This window comes from Pseudomonas sp. 14P5.3.2, assembly GCF_057799175.1.
Map to the genome: position 1 here is coordinate 76054 of NZ_JBYOKU010000009.1, position 18997 is coordinate 95050.

20 protein-coding genes are annotated in these 18997 nt (G+C 60.1%); 6 read left to right on the plus strand and 14 right to left on the minus strand.

Annotation, left to right across the window (positions count from 1 at the left end):
* Positions 1 to 69: 69 nt before the first annotated feature.
* From purC to dapA, 4 genes are read right to left on the minus strand one after another with little or no spacing between them, the layout of a single operon-like run.
* Entirely contained in the window at positions 70 to 783 is a 714-nt protein-coding gene (purC, locus tag AC27VU_RS09655; protein WP_003222578.1) for a phosphoribosylaminoimidazolesuccinocarboxamide synthase, read from the minus strand.
* A gap of 28 nt (positions 784 to 811) precedes the next feature.
* Positions 812 to 1573, minus strand: a complete 762-nt coding sequence (locus AC27VU_RS09660; protein ID WP_102354439.1) for an MBL fold metallo-hydrolase — start codon at positions 1571 to 1573, stop codon at positions 812 to 814.
* Positions 1574 to 1577: 4 nt separating this feature from the next.
* Complete coding sequence (gene bamC, locus AC27VU_RS09665; protein WP_003222574.1) at positions 1578 to 2693, minus strand: NlpB/DapX family lipoprotein; 1116 nt, start codon at positions 2691 to 2693, stop codon at positions 1578 to 1580.
* A gap of 17 nt (positions 2694 to 2710) precedes the next feature.
* Positions 2711 to 3589, minus strand: a complete 879-nt coding sequence (dapA, locus tag AC27VU_RS09670) for a 4-hydroxy-tetrahydrodipicolinate synthase (RefSeq protein ID WP_488723937.1) — start codon at positions 3587 to 3589, stop codon at positions 2711 to 2713.
* A gap of 325 nt (positions 3590 to 3914) precedes the next feature.
* On the opposite strand from dapA, the gene AC27VU_RS09675 reads away from it, so the two are divergent.
* A complete protein-coding gene (locus AC27VU_RS09675) occupies positions 3915 to 4475 on the plus strand; it encodes a glycine cleavage system transcriptional repressor (RefSeq protein ID WP_003222572.1) in 561 nt (186 codons plus the stop codon).
* Positions 4476 to 4485: 10 nt separating this feature from the next.
* Positions 4486 to 4959: a peroxiredoxin gene (locus AC27VU_RS09680; protein WP_003222570.1), complete on the plus strand. Its 474-nt coding sequence runs from the start codon at positions 4486 to 4488 to the stop codon at positions 4957 to 4959.
* Between the two features lie 121 nt (positions 4960 to 5080).
* Here AC27VU_RS09680 and AC27VU_RS09685 read toward each other — a convergent pair whose 3' ends face one another.
* Positions 5081 to 6151 (minus strand): AI-2E family transporter, encoded by a 1071-nt coding sequence (locus AC27VU_RS09685; protein ID WP_003222568.1) that lies wholly within the window; start codon positions 6149 to 6151, stop codon positions 5081 to 5083.
* 32 nt (positions 6152 to 6183) lie between these two features.
* Positions 6184 to 6423 carry a sulfurtransferase TusA family protein gene (locus AC27VU_RS09690; RefSeq protein ID WP_003222566.1) on the minus strand — a complete coding sequence of 80 codons (240 nt, stop codon included), beginning with the start codon at positions 6421 to 6423 and terminating at the stop codon, positions 6184 to 6186.
* Between the two features lie 98 nt (positions 6424 to 6521).
* Here AC27VU_RS09690 and AC27VU_RS09695 point away from each other — a divergent pair, with 98 nt between their 5' ends.
* A complete protein-coding gene (locus AC27VU_RS09695; RefSeq protein ID WP_003222564.1) occupies positions 6522 to 7955 on the plus strand; it encodes a M48 family metalloprotease in 1434 nt (477 codons plus the stop codon).
* Between the two features lie 79 nt (positions 7956 to 8034).
* Here AC27VU_RS09695 and AC27VU_RS09700 read toward each other — a convergent pair whose 3' ends face one another.
* The 4 genes from AC27VU_RS09700 to rpoE form a co-directional block, all read right to left on the minus strand.
* A complete protein-coding gene (locus AC27VU_RS09700; protein ID WP_003222562.1) occupies positions 8035 to 9465 on the minus strand; it encodes a DegQ family serine endoprotease in 1431 nt (476 codons plus the stop codon).
* Between the two features lie 210 nt (positions 9466 to 9675).
* Complete coding sequence (locus AC27VU_RS09705) at positions 9676 to 10638, minus strand: MucB/RseB C-terminal domain-containing protein (RefSeq protein WP_473019021.1); 963 nt, start codon at positions 10636 to 10638, stop codon at positions 9676 to 9678.
* An 8-nt stretch (positions 10639 to 10646) separates the two neighbouring features.
* Positions 10647 to 11234 carry a sigma-E factor negative regulatory protein gene (locus tag AC27VU_RS09710; protein WP_003222558.1) on the minus strand — a complete coding sequence of 196 codons (588 nt, stop codon included), beginning with the start codon at positions 11232 to 11234 and terminating at the stop codon, positions 10647 to 10649.
* A gap of 30 nt (positions 11235 to 11264) precedes the next feature.
* The gene (gene rpoE / locus AC27VU_RS09715) at positions 11265 to 11846 is read right to left on the minus strand and encodes an RNA polymerase sigma factor RpoE/AlgU (RefSeq protein WP_003172477.1); all 582 of its coding nucleotides are present in this window, start codon (positions 11844 to 11846) and stop codon (positions 11265 to 11267) included.
* Positions 11847 to 12404: 558 nt separating this feature from the next.
* Here rpoE and nadB point away from each other — a divergent pair.
* Positions 12405 to 14021: an L-aspartate oxidase gene (gene nadB, locus AC27VU_RS09720; RefSeq protein ID WP_003222555.1), complete on the plus strand. Its 1617-nt coding sequence runs from the start codon at positions 12405 to 12407 to the stop codon at positions 14019 to 14021.
* Here the strand turns inward: nadB and AC27VU_RS09725 are convergent.
* The gene (locus AC27VU_RS09725; RefSeq protein ID WP_103485632.1) at positions 13990 to 14442 is read right to left on the minus strand and encodes a protein YgfX; all 453 of its coding nucleotides are present in this window, start codon (positions 14440 to 14442) and stop codon (positions 13990 to 13992) included. The two genes, nadB and AC27VU_RS09725, sit on opposite strands and share 32 nt — an antisense overlap.
* Positions 14426 to 14680 (minus strand): FAD assembly factor SdhE, encoded by a 255-nt coding sequence (locus tag AC27VU_RS09730; RefSeq protein WP_003222550.1) that lies wholly within the window; start codon positions 14678 to 14680, stop codon positions 14426 to 14428. The genes AC27VU_RS09725 and AC27VU_RS09730 overlap by 17 nt, the downstream gene beginning before the upstream one ends.
* 149 nt (positions 14681 to 14829) lie before the next feature.
* On the opposite strand from AC27VU_RS09730, the gene ygfZ reads away from it, so the two are divergent.
* On the plus strand, positions 14830 to 15771 hold the full coding sequence (gene ygfZ / locus AC27VU_RS09735) for a CAF17-like 4Fe-4S cluster assembly/insertion protein YgfZ (protein ID WP_488723938.1): 942 nt from the start codon (positions 14830 to 14832) through the stop codon (positions 15769 to 15771).
* A gap of 35 nt (positions 15772 to 15806) precedes the next feature.
* Complete coding sequence (locus AC27VU_RS09740; RefSeq protein ID WP_400496100.1) at positions 15807 to 16628, plus strand: HDOD domain-containing protein; 822 nt, start codon at positions 15807 to 15809, stop codon at positions 16626 to 16628.
* A 117-nt stretch (positions 16629 to 16745) separates the two neighbouring features.
* Here AC27VU_RS09740 and AC27VU_RS09745 read toward each other — a convergent pair whose 3' ends face one another.
* Complete coding sequence (locus AC27VU_RS09745; RefSeq protein WP_003222546.1) at positions 16746 to 18131, minus strand: sensor histidine kinase; 1386 nt, start codon at positions 18129 to 18131, stop codon at positions 16746 to 16748.
* The gene (locus tag AC27VU_RS09750) at positions 18124 to 18795 is read right to left on the minus strand and encodes a response regulator (protein WP_003222545.1); all 672 of its coding nucleotides are present in this window, start codon (positions 18793 to 18795) and stop codon (positions 18124 to 18126) included. The genes AC27VU_RS09745 and AC27VU_RS09750 overlap by 8 nt, the downstream gene beginning before the upstream one ends.
* Positions 18796 to 18997: the final 202 nt, after the last annotated feature.

Consider the following 18997-nt stretch of genomic DNA (forward strand, 5'->3'; position numbering starts at 1 on the left):
AACAACACTTCTGCGGAAAGCAAACCCTCTTTCGCAAATTTTCTCCGTGCTATCAGATGCTTGCGTCGATTAAAGCGGTACACCCAGACGCTTGGCGACTTCTTCGTAGGCTTCGATGACATCACCGAGGCCCTGGCGGAAGCGGTCCTTGTCCATTTTCTTCTTGGTGTCCTTGTCCCACAGACGGCAGCCGTCCGGGCTGAACTCGTCGCCCAGGACGATGGAGCCGTCGCTGAACACGCCGAACTCAAGCTTGAAATCGACCAGCAGCAGGCCGGCGTCGTCGAACAGTTTGCTCAGGACTTCGTTGACCTTGAGCGACAGTTCTTTCATGCGCGCCAGTTGCTCGGCGGTGCCCCAGCCGAATGCCACGACGTGGGATTCGTTGATGAACGGGTCGCCCTTGGCGTCGTCCTTCAGGAACAGTTCGAAGGTGTACGGGTTGAGCTTCATGCCCTCTTCGACGCCCAGGCGTTTTACCAGGCTGCCGGCGGCGTAGTTACGCACGACGCACTCGACCGGGATCATGTCGAGTTTCTTCACCAGGCACTCGTTGTCGCCCAGCAGTTTGTCGAATTGGGTCGGAATGCCGGCCGCTTCGAGTTTCTGCATGATGAAGGCGTTGAACTTGTTGTTCACCATGCCTTTGCGGTCGAGCTGCTCGATGCGCTTGCCGTCGAACGCCGAGGTGTCGTTGCGAAACAGCAGGATCAAGCGGTCAGCGTCGTCGGTCTTGTAAACCGATTTGGCTTTGCCGCGGTAGAGTTCTTCACGTTTTTCCATGATGGGCTCCGCTTGCTAAGTAGATGGGCTAGGCGATATGGCGCCAGTCGAGCCCTGAATCTTGATCGGCCAGTTGCAGCCAGTCCGGGTCGCACCCGAGGGTGTCGACGAAACATTGCCGGGCCAGCTGCGGCAGGTTGTTCTTGCTGCTCAGGTGGGCGAGAACCAGATGCTGCAAGCCCTGCCACCCCAACTCGGCCACCAGGAATGCCGCCTGATGGTTGTTCAAATGTCCCAGCTCGCCGCCCACCCGTTGCTTGAGAAAGTACGGATAGTGACCACGGGCCAGCATGTCGCGGCAGTGGTTGGACTCGATCATCAACGCATCGAGATCCCGATAGCCGTCCAGCACCCGCTCGCAGTAGGAACCCAGGTCGGTCAGCAGGCCGAAGCGCCGCTGCTCGTTATCACTGAATACATACTGTGTCGGCTCTTGCGCATCATGGGCCACGGCAATGACCCCGATGTTCAGTGCGCCGATCTGCAGTTGCTCGCCGCCGGCCAGAAAGCCTGCGGGTTCGATCGGTTTGCGCATCCCGCGCAGTGTGCCGCGACTGAGGTAGACCGGAAGATTGTAGCGCCGAGACAGCAAACCCACGCCATGCACGTGGTCGGCATGTTCGTGGGTTACGAGTATCGCGCTCAGTTGCGCCGGGTTCACACCCAGGCGCAACAGGCGTTTTTCGGTTTCCCGCAGGGAAAAACCACAATCCACCAGCACATACGTATCAGCGCTGGCGATCAGCGTGCCGTTCCCTTGGCTACCGCTGCCGAGAACGGCAAAGCGCATGTGATCAGCCCAGATTGTCCTGAATCACGCTCAACACTTTGCGCGCTACATCGGCAGGCGCAACGGTGTTGATGTTCTTCTCGACGGTCACCTGAACGTTTTCACCGACCTTGCTCAGGCGAACCTGATAACGCTCGGCGCGGGCTTCAACTTCTTCCTTGGTCGGCGCACTGCCGAACAGGCTGCTGAAGAAACCAGGCTTGTCGTCTTTCTTCTCGGCTTTTTCGGCCAGGTTGATGTAGTACAGGCCCAGGCTGCGGTTGATGTCTTCAACGCGCCACTGACCTTGCTCCAGCGCACGACCGACGCTCGACCAGGCACGATCCAGGTCCGGACCGACGTTCAGTACCGGGTTGCCGCTGCCGTCTTCGCTGAGGCTGACACGGCTTGGGGTATCGAAGTCACGAGAAGCCAGCATCGACACCGAACCGCCCTTCTCGGAGATCCGGCTCATGCTCGCGAGCATGTCGTCGACCAGCGCGGCGTCCAGGCCAGTGTTGACCGAACGGTTGGTGAAATCGACATCGGCGGTGCTGCCGGCAGGACGCTCGGCGCTGACCACGTAGATCTCACTGGTGTTGCGCTGCACGCCTGGCTCGATACGCACCCGCACGCGGGTTTCGCTGTCGGCACCGACACCGGCTGCGCTCAGGCGCTTGGCCATGGCGGCGGACAGTTCGTCGGAATGCTGCCATTTAGTCGTGAATTCGCCGGTTTGCGGGCGCTGTTCATCCAGACGGAAACCGTTGTCCTGGAAGAACTGCACCGCCACTGGCCAGACTTCGGCCGGCTGATGCTGGGCCATGACCCAACGCGAGTCGCCGCTCTTCTGCAACGAGTAGTCGGTCGCGTCGGCAATCGCCGACAGCGGTTGTGGACGCGGCACCACGTACTCGCCCTTGGCGGTGTCATCAGCCACGTTGCGCGGGATCGGCAACAGCGGATCCAGACGCTTGGAGGTGCTGACATTCGGTGGCAGTTGCATCGGTGGAGTCTGTTGCGCTTCCAGGTAATCGCTACCACGGTCACGGAAATAACCTTCCGGGCCCCAGACCCATCCGCAGCCACTGGTGCTGGAGATAATCAAGGCAAGTGCGGAAAGTCCGGCCATTCGCTTCATGCGTTGTACTTCCTCAATTAAACCAGGACGCTGCACTGGCGCAGGGCCGTGCGAAGCGTTTCATGACAAGGAGCGCTCAGCCAGGTCAGCGGCAAGCGGATGCCTTCGTGCATCAGGCCCATTTCAACCAAAGCCCACTTCACCGGAATCGGGTTGGCTTCGATGAACAGGTCCTTGTGCAGCGGCATCAGTTTTTCGTTGATTGCCCGTGCGGTGTCGGCGTCGCCATTCAGCGCAGCCTCGCACAGATCAGCCATTTCGCGCGGGGCGACGTTGGCGGTCACGGAGATATTGCCTTTGCCGCCCAGCAGGATCAGCTCGACAGCAGTCGGATCATCGCCGGACAGCACGATGAAGTCCTTGCTCACGCCGTCGATGATGGCTTTGGCGCGTTTCAGGTCGCCGGTGGCTTCCTTGATGCCGATGATGTTCGGCACGGTGGACAGGCGAATCACGGTCTCGGCCTGCATGTCGCAGGAGGTGCGGCCGGGAACGTTGTAGAGAATCTGGGGAATGTCGACCGCTTCGGCAATGTGCTTGAAGTGCTGGTACAGGCCTTCCTGGGTCGGCTTGTTGTAGTACGGAACCACCAGCAGGCAGGCATCGGCGCCGGCCTCCTTGGCGTTGCGGGTCAGTTCGACGGCTTCGCGGGTCGAATTGGCGCCGGTACCGGCGATCACCGGGATACGGCCGGCAACCTGTTTGACCACGGCTTTGATGACGGCGATGTGTTCTTCTACATCAAGGGTTGCCGACTCGCCGGTGGTACCGACCGCGACAATGGCATGGGTGCCGTTCTTGAGATGGAAGTCCACGAGTTTGCTGAGGCTGTCCCAGTCAAGACGCCCTTGTGCATCCATGGGAGTGACCAGTGCCACCATACTGCCCGCAATCATGAAACCGCTCCTGCCGGAAAAAGAGAGCGGTAATGGTACTGGCGCCAAGATGCTTGCACAAGCGAAGTACTGCGCCGCCATTCCCCTTGGCGTCGGTTTTCGCTACCCTTCAGACTTTGATCGGTACAGATCAGCTTGTACGTCGGGCTCCAGCCTCCCCTGTCGGCCACCCAGGCCCCGTTCCAGTGTCGCTGCTGCACGCTCTGCCTATATTGGAGCGAATTGCGAGCCATGGCCCGGGGCTTTCTGAATCGGCACGCGCAGACGCATCCCGACGGCCAACGCCCATCGACCTACCGACCGCTCATCGCTTTAGGAATGCTGCATGTCCACCCCCACAGTTCGCGAACAATTCCTTGTCATCAGTGCCCTTGGCGCCAACCCCATGGAGCTGACTAACGTCCTGTGCCGCGCCAGCCATGAAAATCGCTGCGCCGTCGTCACCTCCCGTCTGACTCGCCATGGCGAATGCAGCGCCCTGGTGCTGGAAATCTCCGGCAGTTGGGACGCCCTGGCCCGTCTCGAAGGCAGCCTGTCGGGCCTGGCCAAGCGCCACGCCTTTACCGTCAACGTGGTGCGCAGTGCCGCGCTGGAAAATCGCCCACAGGCCCTGCCGTACGTGGCCTATGTCAGCTCGGCGTATCGCCCGGACATCATCAACGAGTTGTGCCAGTTCTTCATGGATCACAACGTCGAGCTGGAAAACCTGACCTGCGATACCTATCAGGCCCCGCAGACTGGCGGCACCATGCTCAACGCCACGTTCACCGTAACGCTGCCGGCCGGCACCCAGATCAGCTGGCTGCGCGACCAGTTCCTGGACTTCGCCGACGCGATGAACCTGGATGCGCTGATCGAACCTTGGCGCCCACAAAACCCAATGTAAGGAAGCTTTCATGGCCGTTGTCATCGACCAACCGGTTGCGGATTTCGAAGCACCTGCCACCAGCGGGCAGACCGTCAGCCTGTCCGCCCTGAAGGGCAAGCAAGTGGTGATCTACTTCTATCCGAAGGACAGCACCCCGGGCTGCACCACCGAAGGCCAGGGTTTTCGTGACCAGTACGCGGCGTTCCAGGCTGCCAACACGGAAATCTTCGGTATTTCCCGCGACAGCCTGAAATCCCACGAGAACTTCAAGTGCAAGCAGGAATTCCCGTTCGAGCTGATCAGCGACAAGGATGAAGCCGTTTGCCAACTGTTCGACGTGATCAAGCTGAAGAAGCTGTACGGCAAGGAATACCTGGGCGTTGATCGCAGCACGTTCCTGATCGACAAGAACGGTGTGCTGCGTCAGGAATGGCGCGGCGTGAAAGTGCCGGGGCATGTTGATGCGGTGCTGGCTGCGGCTCAGGCCCTGAATAAGGCCTGATATTTCTGCGTCGTTTTCACTGACGCTTTCGCGAGCAAGCCCGCTCCCACATAGACCTCGGTCAACTGTGGGAGCGGGCTTGCTCGCGAAGGGGCCATAAGCCTCAAAGAATAATCCGGCTTTACAGTAACGGAGCTACAACCGGCTCCTTGCGCGGCCAGGCATCCAGCACTGCCTTGAACAGCGTCGCCAGCGGAATCGCGAAGAACACTCCCCAGAATCCCCATAGTCCGCCAAACAACAGCACCGCGCAGATAATCGCTACCGGGTGCAGGTTGACCGCCTCGGAAAACAGCAACGGCACCAGCACGTTGCCATCCAGGGTCTGAATGATCCCGTAGACCGCCATCAGATAGATGAACTGATCGCTCCAGCCCCACTGGAACAAGGCAATCAGCAGCACCGGCACGGTCACCACCACCGCGCCGACGTACGGCACCACCACTGACACCCCGACCAGCAACGCCAGCAGCGCCGCATAGTTAAGGCCAAGGGCGACGAACGCGATGTAGGTCACACCGCCACAGATCACGATCTCGATGACCTTGCCGCGAATGTAGTTGGCAATCTGCCGGTTCATTTCCTGCGCCACGCGGGTGATCAGCGCCCGCTCACGGGGCAGATAGCCGCGCACCCACTCGCCGATCATGGCCCGATCCTTGAGGAAGAAGAACACCAGGATCGGCACCAGTACCAGATAGATCATGATGTTGACCAGCAGCGGCAGGCTCGACAGCGAGAAGGTCAGCGCCCATTGGCCGAACTTGCCGATCTCGCCACGCGCCGCTTCGATGGCCTGCAGTACCTGCTCGTCGGAGACCAGGTGCGGATAGCGCTCCGGCAGCAGCAACAGCAGTGACTGCCACTTGGCGAGCATGCCCGGAAGTTCGTTGAACAGCGTGATCAACTGATGCCACAGCAGCGGCAAGACCACCACGATGAACACCAGCAACACGCCCATGAACAGCGCGAACACCAGCCCCACCGCCGCCGCACCAGGCAAGCGCATGCGCTCAAGAGCGAGCACCAGCCCCTGCATCAGATACGCCAGCACCATCCCGGCCAATACCGGCGCGAGCATCCCTCCGAGGGTAAGCACCGCGGTAAAGGCGAGAAACAGCAGCACCGCCAGCACCACCGCCTCTTCATCGGAAAAGTAGCGCTGAATCCAGTCGCGTAACACTTTGAACATCAATAATCCTTAGGTCTTTTACGCTGTCGGTGTCAGGCTTTCTTCAACCAATAACGGTAGACGCCTGCTTCGTCTTCTTCGCGCAGCAGCGTATGACCGGCCAGACGGGCAAAGGTGCGGAAGTCGCGCTGCGAGCCGGCATCCGTGGCGATCACCTTGAGCACGGCGCCACTGGGCAGCTTGTTGAGTTCCATTTTGGCCTTGAGCAACGGCAACGGGCAATTCAGACCACTGGCGTCCAGTTCACAGTCATGGGCTACAGGGTCGGTCATCGCGTCACTCCGGTTCGGGTAATTGAGCTGCCTAGAATATCTGGTCGCAAGCCCGGTGTCCGGCTACAGTAAGGTCTTTGTCTTCTAAGGCTTTGTGCATGACATTTCTGCGCCCTACCCTGCTGACGCTCGCTTGCCTGCTCGCCTCACCAGGCTTTGCCGACGATCTGCCGTCACTTGGCGACGCCAGTTCTGCCATTGTCTCACCGCAACAGGAATACCAGCTCGGCCGCGCCTGGCTGGCCATGTTGCGCAGCCAGGTTGCACAACTCAACGACCCGCAGCTCAAGGACTACGTCGAGTCCAGCGTCTACAAGCTGGTGGAAACCAGCCAGGTGACTGACCGCCGTCTGGAGTTCATCCTGATCAACAGCCCGCAACTCAATGCCTTCGCGGCGCCGGGTGGCGTGGTCGGGGTCAACGGCGGGCTGTTCCTCAACGCGCAGACTGAAGGCGAATACGCTTCGGTACTGGCCCACGAACTGGCTCACTTGTCGCAACGCCACTTCGCGCGCGGCGTCGAGGCTTCGCAGCGGATGCAGGTGCCGATGATGGCGGCGCTGCTCGCCGGGATCGTGATTGCCGCCGCCGGGGGCGGTGATGCCGGGATCGCGACCATCGCCGGCACTCAGGCCGCGGCGATTCAATCGCAACGCACCTTCTCGCGCCAGAACGAACAGGAAGCCGACCGCATCGGCATTCTCAACCTGGAAAAGGCCGGCTACGACCCACGTTCGATGCCGACCATGTTCGAGCGCCTGATGCGCCAGTATCGCTTCGACGCCAAGCCGCCGGAATTTCTGCTGACTCACCCGGTCACCGAATCGCGTATCGCCGACACTCGCAACCGCGCCGAGCAGGCACCACAGGGCGGTATTGAAGACAGCATGCGCTATCAGTTGATTCGTGCCCGCGTCCAACTGATCTATGAAGAAACTCCGGGGCTGGGCGCCAAGCGCTTCCGCGCCCAACTGGACGAGAACCCGAAAAACGACGTGGCGCGCTATGGCCTGGCGATCGCACAGATCAAAGGCGCTCAGCTCAATGAAGCGCGGGAGAATCTCAAGCAGTTGCTGGCCAAGTCGCCGAACGAGATCATCTACAACCTCGCGCAGATCGACCTGGACATCACCAACAACCGCCTGCCGGATGCGCAAACGCGGGTTGACCGGATGCTCACGCAATATCCGGGCAACTACCCGCTGAATCAGGTTCGCGTCGATCTGCTACTGAAACAGAATCGCACCGCCGACGCGGAGAAAGCCCTTGAAGGCCTGCTCAAATCCCGCCCGAACGATCCGGACGTGTGGTACCAGGTTGCCGAAACCCGTGGCTTGTCAGGGAACATCATCGGCTTGCATCAGGCTCGCGCCGAATACTTTGCGCTGGTGGGTGATTATCGTCAGGCGATCCAGCAGCTCGATTTTGCCAAACGCAAGGCTGGCAGCAACTTCCCGCTGTCCTCGCGGATCGATGCACGCCAGCGTGAGCTGATGGAGCAGGAGCGCATGATCAAGGACATGATGGGCTGAGTTTTCGTCCTCGAAACATTGTTTCAGGCATAAAAAAACCGCCTCTTTCGAGGCGGTTTTTTATTTCACTGCAACCGGATTATTCAGCCAGTTTGAAGGTGATGAAGCTGGCCCGGCCTTGACGCAGAACGCGCATCGACACCGAACGATTCTTCGGCAGCGCCTTGGCGATCTCGCCGAACTCCTTGGTAGAGCCGATGGCCTGGTTGTTCAGGTGAGTGATCACGTCACCCGGCTGCAGACCGATCAGGGCTGCAGGACCATCCTGGACGTCCTTGATGACCACGCCGCCTTTGAGGTCGTAGGCTTTCTTCTGTTCATCGGTCAATTCGACCACCGACACACCCAGGCGGTTGCTGCTGCTTTCCGCGCCGGATTTCGGTAGCGATGCCAGCTCTTTGTCTTCGTCCGGAATTGCGCCGACTGTCAGCTCGACATTCTTGCGCTTGCCGTCACGAATCACTTCGAGGTTGGCCTTGGCGCCAGCCTTCAGCGCACCGACCAGGTGTGGCAGGTCGGCGGACATGACGATCGGCTGACCGTTCATGCTCAGGATCACGTCACCCACTTGCAGGCCGCCCTTGGCTGCCGGACCGTCATCCTGAATCTGCGCAACCAGCGCACCGGCCGGCTTATCAAGACCGAACGACTCCGCCAGATCCTTGTTTACTTCCTGGATGACCACACCCAGCCAACCGCGACTGACCTTGCCACCGCTTTTCAGCTGATTGGAAACGTCCATGGCTACGTCAATCGGGATGGCGAACGACACACCCATGAAACCACCGGAACGGGTGTAGATCTGCGAGTTGATCCCGACCACTTCACCATTCAGGTTGAACAGCGGGCCACCGGAGTTACCCGGGTTGATCGGCACGTCGGTCTGGATGAACGGCACGTAGTTTTCGTTCGGCAGGCTACGGCCGACGGCGCTGACGATGCCCTGAGTCACGGTATGGTCAAAGCCGAACGGCGAACCGATCGCTACGACCCACTGACCAGCCTTCAAGTCCTGGGACTTGCCGAGCTTGAGCACCGGCAGATCCTTGCCATCGATTTTCAGCAGGGCCACGTCGGAACGCGGGTCGGTGCCGATCAGCTTGGCTTTCATTTCACTGCGATCAGCCAGACGCACGAGGATTTCGTCGGCATCGGCAATCACATGGTTGTTGGTCAGGATGTAGCCATCCGAGGAAATGATGAAGCCCGAACCCAGCGATTGCGCTTCACGCTGGCGATCACCGCGTGGCGAACGCTGCTGAGGCGGCATGCCACGCTCGAAGAACTCGCGCAGCATCGGCGGCAAGCCTTCCAGGTCAGGCATCTGCTGGTTCACTTTGCGATCAGGCAGTTTCTGCGTGGTACTGATGTTCACCACCGCAGGCGAGGCCTGTTCAACCAGTTGGGTGAAGTCCGGCAAGTCGGCCGCCTGGGCAGCGGGAACGGCCTGACCGAGCACCAGCACGGTGGCGAAAATGGAGAGATAAGACTTCAAGCTAAGTATCGACATACAGCTCCCGTTACGACGAGCAGGGTTAAGCGATATGGAGCAAGGAACACCGGGAACCGCGGGCCGGCATTTTTGTTCCGGGAACAACAGACAAGGCCAGAGCCGTGAGGCTCTGACCTATAAAAAACTTTCGGGTGATTTGCAAATGAAAATGCTGAGCAAACATTTCATCTACGTCTCGAAGAAGAAGTGGAAATGACTGAAATCAGCTCACTGCTTGCTGGTTGCAGCGCCATCGTTGCGCATCGACAGGGCAATCCGTTCGGCCGTGCCAATGGGTATTTCACCGACCACCGTCACCATCATTTCGCCTTCAGGCGTGGTCAGGCGGCGGGAAACAGCGACGGTCGGCCCGAGCTGTGTGCGGGTATCGGTGACTGTCGCGCCGTTCAACGGCTCGAGAAACACCGAAAACCGCGCCAGCCCGTCGTCATACATCAGGCTGCTGACCTGAGTCTTGGTTTCCGGGTCTTTGTGCGAGGTACTGCTGGTCAGCACAAACCCCGGAGGCAGCCAGTCCGAATGCCAGACCTGGGCCGTCTTCACGGCGGAGGCCTTGTCACTGTCGAGGGTGATTGCCTTGCACTCGGTGCCAGGTTGCAGATCTTTGTCAGAAGGGGCATCCGCGGTATCAAGGCTGGTGAACTGGAAGCGCTCGAGTAACTGCCCCTTGTCATTGAGCAGCAACGACTTGAGTGGCAAACCAGTCTGTTTATCCAGATGCAGTTCGAAACCGTAGCGATGCTGGTCACGAGGCGTAAGCGATACGATGACCGCATCACGCCCGGCCACGCGCGACTTGCCGATGACAGCAAGGTCATACCAGTTTTTCAGCTTTTGGGGATCAAGCGAACGAGCGTTCGAGTTGGGTGAGTCTCCCAACCCCGCAATCAGGGTGCCGCTGACGCATTGAGTATGTCCATCAACGCGCACGACTTCCTGAGCCGAGCCATCGAGCTGAAGCAAACGCTCACGGACCTGGCCATTCTGGACACGATGCCAGATGTTGTGGGTAGAAAAACTACCGTTACGCTCGTATACGAAAGTGCCGTGGAAGCTTTGCTGCTGCTCGGCCTGGCCCAGGCGGGTCAACCAGTCCTGAGCCTCGTCGGCATGGGCTGGAACAACGAACCAGCCACCAAGCAGAAGCGAAAGTAGAGGTATGGCGCGCATGATCCTCCTTAACGGTTTTCCATGCTTGCTGCACGCGCATAAGGCAGTGCGCTTTCAGTACCTTTCAGTGCAGCCTGCTGGGCATGCTGACGCAGATAGCCTGGCAGACGCTGATCGTGCCAGCCTGGCTGACCTTGCAGTACGCCGTTGGCCATCGGGCCTGTGGTTTCCGAGCTTTCCTTGTAGCCTGCCAGAACAGCCGGGCCTTTAACCTGAGGCGCAACCAGCGAAGGCTGATTGGACTGCTGGGCCAGCTCGACGCCAGCGATTTCGTCCTGATTATACAGGCGCACACCAGCCAGCACCGCAACAGTCACCGACGCTGCAACGGCCAGACGGCCAAGATTGCGCCATGGGCCACGGGATACTTTGGCTGGAGCCGTTTCGTCTTCCAGCGCAGCAGAAACTGCCGCAGCAATGTCCAGACGCGGAAGTAGCAGATCCTTGTGCATCGCTGCCCGAGCGATCTGATAACGAGCCCAGGTCTCACGGGTTTCAACATCGTCCAGTGCATTGATCACTCGACGCAATTCCAGTTCGTCCGCTTCGTTATCCATCACTGCGGACAGCGATTCCTGCAGGGCTTCACGACTCATGGCGTTCCTCTCTTGGCTGTCGCCGCTGTCTCAGTTTTCCTGCAACAACGGCTGCAGGGCTTTATCGATGGCCTCCCGGGCGCGGAAAATCCGGGAGCGCACGGTACCCACCGGACACTGCATGACGCTCGCAATGTCCTCGTAACTCAGACCATCGAATTCACGTAAAGTTAAAGCCGTACGTAAATCCTCTGGCAGTTGCTGAATGGTTCGATGGACGGTGCCTTCGATCTCATCCCGCAGCAATGCGCGCTCCGGTGATTCGAGATCCTTGAGGCCATGATCGCCGTCGTAGAACTCCGCATCTTCAGAACTTACATCGCTATCCGGCGGCCGGCGGCCGCGTGAAACCAGATAGTTTTTTGCCGTGTTGATGGCAATGCGGTAAAGCCACGTATAGAACGCGCTGTCTCCGCGAAAGTTTCCTAGCGCTCTGTAGGCCTTGATAAAGGCTTCCTGAGCCACATCCTGGGCTTCATGGGTGTCGTGCACGAAACGCACGATCAACCCGAGAATTTTGTGCTGATACTTCAGCACCAGCAGATCGAAAGCTCGCTTGTCGCCACGCTGAACGCGCTCGACCAGCTGCTGATCCTCTTCCTGGGTTAGCATGAACACTCCTCGATAAGCATGGAGGAGGCTTGCATAACTAAACGACCAGACTTGCAAACATAGACTCGGGCTTTTCGCAAAAGTTCTCCCCCTCCAGGCAAGTTTCCTGCGGGCTCTGATTTGGCACGCACGAAAAACGCAGCGCGGGATAAACCGGCTGCGCGAATAATCTTGTCATCGGTTCGCCGGCAAAACCCAATTCGCAGGTTTTGCATTGAAGCCGACACTGTCCCGTGCTTCAGGCAACGGACTATTGATCTTGGGCCTCTGGCAAAAGTTCCAATTATTTATAGCCGCGCTCAAGCGACATTGAGCGACCGTGCGCGGAAAAAGCCTGTTTCATCCTCGATACAGTCGCCTTTTCCCAAAACGACGGAAAAAAACGTCCGACGAAGCGTCAAGCTTTTGTCGTCACAGTAGTTTCACAATGCCATACGAGCCCGGCTATTGTGCCGCTCCCCCCCTCTATATACTAGTGGGCTGTGTGGCTGTCTTGACTCGCCGATCCAGCTGTCTGGCGCCACCCCCGATCCGGGTCGCTTTGAGCGGAATCCTGAAATGAGCCAACAGTTTCAACACGATGTTCTGGTCATTGGCAGCGGCGCTGCCGGTTTGAGTCTCGCGCTGACCCTGCCGGGTCACTTGCGCATTGCCGTATTGAGCAAAGGCGATCTGGCCAACGGCTCGACCTATTGGGCCCAGGGCGGTGTCGCTGCCGTGCTGGATGATACCGATACTGTCGAATCCCACGTCGACGACACCCTTAACGCCGGCGGCGGTCTGTGCCATGAAGACGCAGTGCGCTTCACCGTCGAGCACAGCCGCGAAGCCATCCAGTGGCTGATCGACCAGGGCGTGCCCTTCACCCGCGACGAACAGTCCGGCACCGAAGACGGCGGTTTCGAATTCCACCTGACCCGTGAAGGCGGTCACAGCCATCGGCGCATCATCCACGCAGCCGATGCGACCGGTGCAGCGATTTTCACCACCCTCCTCGCCCAGGCCAGAGAGCGCGCCAATATCGAGTTGCTTGAGCAACGGGTTGCCGTTGATCTGATCACCGAACGCCGTCTGGGCATGGACGGCGAGCGTTGCCTCGGCGCATACGTGCTGAATCGCGCGACCGGCGAAGTCGACACCTACGGCGCGCGCTTCGTGATCCTCGCATCCGGCGGCGCGGCCAAGGTCTACCTCTATACCAGCAACCCCGACGGCGCCTGCGGTGATGGCATCGCCATGGCATGGCGCTCGGGTTGCCGGGTAGCGAACCTGGAATTCAATCAGTTCCACCCCACTTGCCTGTATCACCCGCAAGCCAAGAGCTTCCTGATCACAGAAGCACTACGTGGCGAAGGCGCGCACCTGAAGCTGCCCAACGGCGAACGTTTCATGCCGCGTTTCGATAAACGTGCCGAACTGGCGCCACGCGACATCGTCGCCCGGGCCATCGACCATGAAATGAAGCGTCTGGGCGTCGACTGCGTCTACCTCGATATCAGCCACAAGCCTGAAGCGTTCATCAAAAGCCACTTCCCGACTGTCTACGAACGTTGCCTGGGTTTCGGCATCGACATCACCAAGCAACCGATCCCGGTCGTACCGGCAGCGCACTACACCTGTGGTGGGGTGATGGTCGACCAGCACGGTCGTACCGACGTGCCGGGGCTGTACGCGATCGGCGAAACCAGCTTCACCGGTCTGCATGGTGCCAACCGCATGGCCAGCAACTCGCTGCTCGAATGTTTCGTCTATGCCCGCTCGGCGGCAGCGGACATTCTTGCGCAACTGGATGACGTCGCCGCGCCGAACGCCCTGCCTGAGTGGGACGCCAGCCAGGTGACCGATTCCGACGAAGACGTGATCATCGCCCACAACTGGGACGAGCTGCGTCGTTTCATGTGGGACTACGTAGGCATTGTGCGCACCAACAAGCGCCTGCAACGGGCTCAGCACCGCGTGCGTCTGTTGCTGGACGAGATCGACGAGTTCTACAGCAACTATAAAGTCAGCCGCGACCTGATCGAGCTGCGTAATCTGGCGCAAGTTGCCGAACTGATGATCTGCTCGGCCATGGAACGCAAGGAAAGTCGTGGACTGCATTACACCCTCGACTACCCGAACCTGCTGCCCGAGGCGCTCGACACTATTCTGGTGCCGCCCACCTACGCCGGCTGAACTTGAGCCGCACCCGCAGGCGTCGATGCACATCGGCTGCCTGCGAGTCTCGCGGCACGCAGATCGAGCGCACCCGCCGCTCCCCGCGCAAACGAAAACGCAGCACCACAATCAGTGGCAACGCCAGGCTGTCGGGGCGCAACTGAACCGCTTGCCAGCCACCCGCCTGATTCCATAACTGCCAGCCATCGGCGTCGCGGCGCAATCCGCAAAAAGCCTGCGGATGCTTCAGCAGAATCTGCCGTGGCACCACCCAAGCGGCATGCAGCAGACAGGCGAAAGCCCCGAGCAGACTGGCCCAGAGTGGAATCGACAGAAGAAACAAGGCACCCAAAGCGAACGCCTGGGCCAACAGATACGCCGCCAGCAACTGCCGTGAGGCATGCCAGCGGCATTCGAACGTGTTACTTGGGCTGAACACGGTCCAGGATCATCCGCACCATGCGCTGCAGCTCAGGGTCTTCGGACTCGCTGCGCTCCATGAACCAGCCGAACATATCCTGATCCTCACAGGTCAGCAGACGGACATACAAGTCGCGATCGACCTGGTTGAGGTGCGGATAGACCTCTTTCACGAACGGCACCAGCAGCACGTCAAGTTCCAGCATGCCACGGCGGCTGTGCCAGAAGAGGCGATTGAGTTCAACTTGTTCGACCATGGAGCCCTCCTCAAATAGGCGCGCAGTATACAGCCCCGACGCGGGTCGCACAGTCGGCTTTGGTCGGGCACCACCGATCCTTTATCAACTACCCATTTCAACAACGCGCCCTTATGATGTGCCCCAGACTTTTTACCCTGCGATGACCCATGGCCGATTCTGCTTTTTTCTGCACCCTGTCTCATGAAGGCGTACTCGCGGTTCGCGGCGTGGATGCCGGCAAATTCCTGCAAGGCCAATTGACCTGCAACATCAATTACCTCAGCGACAGCCAGGCCAGCCTGGGCGCGCGCTGCACGCAAAAAGGCCGGATGCAGTCGAGCTTCCGCATTCTGCTCGAAGGTGACGGCGTGCTGCTGGCGATGGCCAGCGAACTGCTGGAGCCACAACTGGCGGATCTGAAAAAGTACGCGGTGTTCTCCAAATCCAAACTGACCGACGAAAGCGCCGCCTGGGTGCGTTTTGGCCTGGAGCACGGCGACGCTGCGTTGGCCAGCCTGGGTCTGAACCTGCCAGGCGAAACCGACAGCGTGGTGCGCAACGCAGGCCTGATCGCGATTCGCGTCTCGCCGGATCGCGCCGAACTCTGGGTACCGGCCGATCAAGCCGATGCCATCAAGGCCAAATTGGCCGCCGCCCTGTCTGAAGGCGAGTTGAACCAATGGCTGCTGGGGCAGATCCGCGCCGGTATCGGCCAGGTCATGCCGACCACCCGCGAACTGTTCATCCCGCAGATGCTCAACCTGCAGGCCGTCGGTGGCGTGAGTTTCAAGAAAGGCTGCTACACCGGCCAGGAAATCGTCGCGCGCATGCAGTACCTCGGCAAGCTCAAGCGTCGTCTCTACCGCGTGCAGCTGGACGCGAGCGAACTGCCGGAGCCGGGCACCCCGCTATTCGCCCCAAGCCATGGCAGCGCCATCGGCGAAGTGGTGATTGCTGCCCACGCCGAAGAAAAAATTGAACTGCTGGCGGTGTTGCAGGCCGAAGCTGCCGAAGCGGGTGATTTGCACTTGGGCGCCCTCGAAGGGCCAGCCCTGCATTTGCTCGACTTGCCCTACGAACTGGATCGCGACCGCGAAATCCAGCGCTGATCGCAGCTTTTGTTGCAACACCCTAGAGAGTCCACATGAGCGAGCTGGCGGATAAGGTCCAACAGGATTTGGTTGAGGCCATCGATAACGATGACCTGGTTCTGCCAACGTTACCGGAAGTGGCCCTGCAAATTCGCAAGGCCGCCGAAGACCCGGAAATCAGCGTCAGCACCCTGAGCAAAGTGATTGGCCGCGACACGGCGCTGTCGGCGCGCCTGATCAAAGTGGTCAACAGCCCGTTGCTGCGCGCGACCCAGGAAGTCACCGATCTGCACACCGCGATCACCCGGCTGGGGGTCAACTACAGCAGCAACCTGGCGATCGGTCTGGTGATGGAACAGATCTTCCACGCCCGCTCCGAAGTGGTCGAACAGAAGATGCGCGAAGTCTGGCGCAAGAGTCTGGAAATCGCCGGTGTCAGCTATGCGTTGTGCCGTCGGCATACCCAACTCAAGCCTGATCAGGCAGCGCTCGGCGGACTGGTGCATCAGATCGGCGTGCTGCCGATCCTGACCTACGCCGAAGATCACTACGAACTGCTGTCGGACCCGGTCAGCCTCAACCATGTGATCGACCACATTCATCCACTGTTGGGCGACAAATTGTTGCGGGTCTGGGAGTTTCCCGAGCAACTGGTGGCGTTGCCGGGGCTGTACCTGGATTTCAAACGCGACTCGGCGCACATCGATTACGTCGATCTGGTGCAGGTGGCGAGTCTGTATTGCCACAAAGACAGCGATCATCCGATTTCACGGATTGATCCGCTCAGTGTGCCGGCGTTCAGGAAACTGGGGATCGATCCGGAGAACAAGCAATTGTGCGCGGATCTGGAAGAGTCGCGGACGATGTTTTACTGATTGGGAACCGCGGCGCGCCCTTCGCGAGCAAGCCCGCTCCCACATGGGTTCTGCGTCGTACACAAATCTCATGTGGGAGCGGGCTTGCTCGCGAAGAGGCCCGCACCAACACCACATTTACCCGGCAATAAAACTCACTCGAACCTTCAAACCGGCCTGCTCGCCATCATGCAACGTGATCTGCGCCAGATGCGCCCGGCAGATTTCCCCGACAATCGCCAGCCCCAACCCTGAACCTGCGACTTGCTGATTGCGCCGGTAGAAGCGTTCAAACACTCGATCACGCTCCTCCAGCGGAATCCCCGGCCCGTCATCTTCAACCTCAAGCACCGCCGGTGCCGCGACCCGCAGAATCACATTGCCGCCCGGTGGCGTATGCGCCAGCGCGTTGTCCACCAGGTTGCTCAGCAGTTCATTGAGCAACGTCGGTTCACCCCGCAGCCAAACCGGCTCATCCGCCTCCAGCGCCAGCGCGACCCCACGAGCATGCGCCAAGGGTGCCATGGCCATGCCCAATTCGCGGGCCAATTGACTCAGATCCAGCAGTTGCGCGCCGCCCTCGGCGATCGCCCTGGCACCGTTTTCCACGCGAGCCAGCGACAGCAGTTGATTGGCCAGATGGGTCAGGCGATCGGTGCTTTGCGCAGAGGATTCCAGGGTACTGCGCCAGGTTTGCGGTTCAGTCGAACGCAGCCCCAACTCCAGCCGCGCCTTCAACGCCGCCAGCGGCGTACGCAGTTCGTGTGCGGCATCAGCGATGAACTGCGCCTGCCGTTCGAACTGCCCGCGCAAACGCTCGGTGAAATGGTTGAGTGCACGCACCAGCGGCCACAATTCGCGCTGCACTTCCACCAGCGGCAGCGGCCGGAGGTCGTCCGACTGTCGTTCTTCCACCGCCGTGCGCAAACGCTCCAGCGGACGTAGCGCCGCACTCACTGCAAACCACACCAGCAACAAGGCGCCGATCGCGAGCATGCCCAGGCGCAGCAGCGTATCAGCCGCCAGACTGCGAGCCATGGCGACTCGCGCCTCGTCGGTTTCCGCGACACGGATTTCCGCCATGCCATTCATGTTCGGTTCGGTGACGGCCTTGAGCAGACTGACCACACGCACGTTCTGCCCGCGATACGTCGCGTTATAGAAACGCGCCAGCGCTGGATAGCTGTCGGTTCTCGGGGTGCCGGGTGGCGGCCCGGGGAGGTTTTCGTAGCCGGAAATCAGCTTCTGATGGATGTCGTTGACCTGGTAGTAAATCCGCCCGGCGCTGTCGTAGGCGAACGTATCGAGGGCCACGTAGGGCACGTCGGCGCTGAGCGTGCCGTCGCGCTGCGAGAGGCCGGCGGCGATGGTTCGCGCCGAGGCCAACAGGGTTCGGTCGTAGGCCGTGTCGGCGGCTTCGCGCCCGTTCCAGTACGCGCTCAAACCACTGGCGAGCATCAACACCACCAGCAACAACGCGAGGTTCCACAGCAACCGCCAGCGCAGGCTGCTGGGCTTATGCATCGCGGCTTTCCAACAAGTAACCGAGGCCACGGAAAGTCACGATCGCCACCGGTTGACCGTCGAGTTTCTTGCGCAGGCGATGCACGTAGATTTCGATCGCGTCGGGGCTGGCTTCTTCGTCGAGACCAAATACCTGTGCGGCCAGTTGCTCCTTGCTCATCACCCGTCCCGGGCGGGCGATCAACGCTTCGAGCACCGCCTGTTCGCGAGAGGTCAACGTGAGCAGTTCTTCGCCGAGGCTGAAGCGCCGGGTGTCGAGATCGTAGGCCAGTACGCCGCAACGCTGCTGACGCTCGCCACCGAGCACACTGCGCCGCAGCAGAGCTTTGACCCGGGCTTCGAGCTCGGTCAGTTCGAACGGTTTGGCCAGGTAATCGTCGGCGCCGAGATTCAAGCCGTGGACCCGGTCCTTCACATCGCTGCGCGCCGTCAGCATCAACACCGGCAGGTTCTTGCCGCGTGCGCGCAAGCGCGCCAGCACCTCGAAACCGTCCATGCGCGGCAGACCGACATCAAGGATCGCCATCGCGTATTCCTCGCTGCCCAGCGCCAGGTCGGCGGCCACCCCATCGTGCAATACGTCCACGGTCAGACCGGTGCTCTTGAGCGCCTGAGCGACACTTTCGGCCAGTTGCAGATGGTCTTCGACGAGCAGGACACGCATGGATCGTTACCTCATTCACGGATGGCCGACGCCATTCTTTGCCGCGGAGTTTACAGCCGCAACCGCCGCTGTGAAGCCCGAAAACCGCGAAATCCGGCTGAAAGGTTAGTGAAAGGTTAGCCCGCTAGAGTCCGCCCACGGACAGTTCCGACTGCCGTCGCTGCTGCCACACAGCGATACGAAAAACGCCCCGATGCGTTTT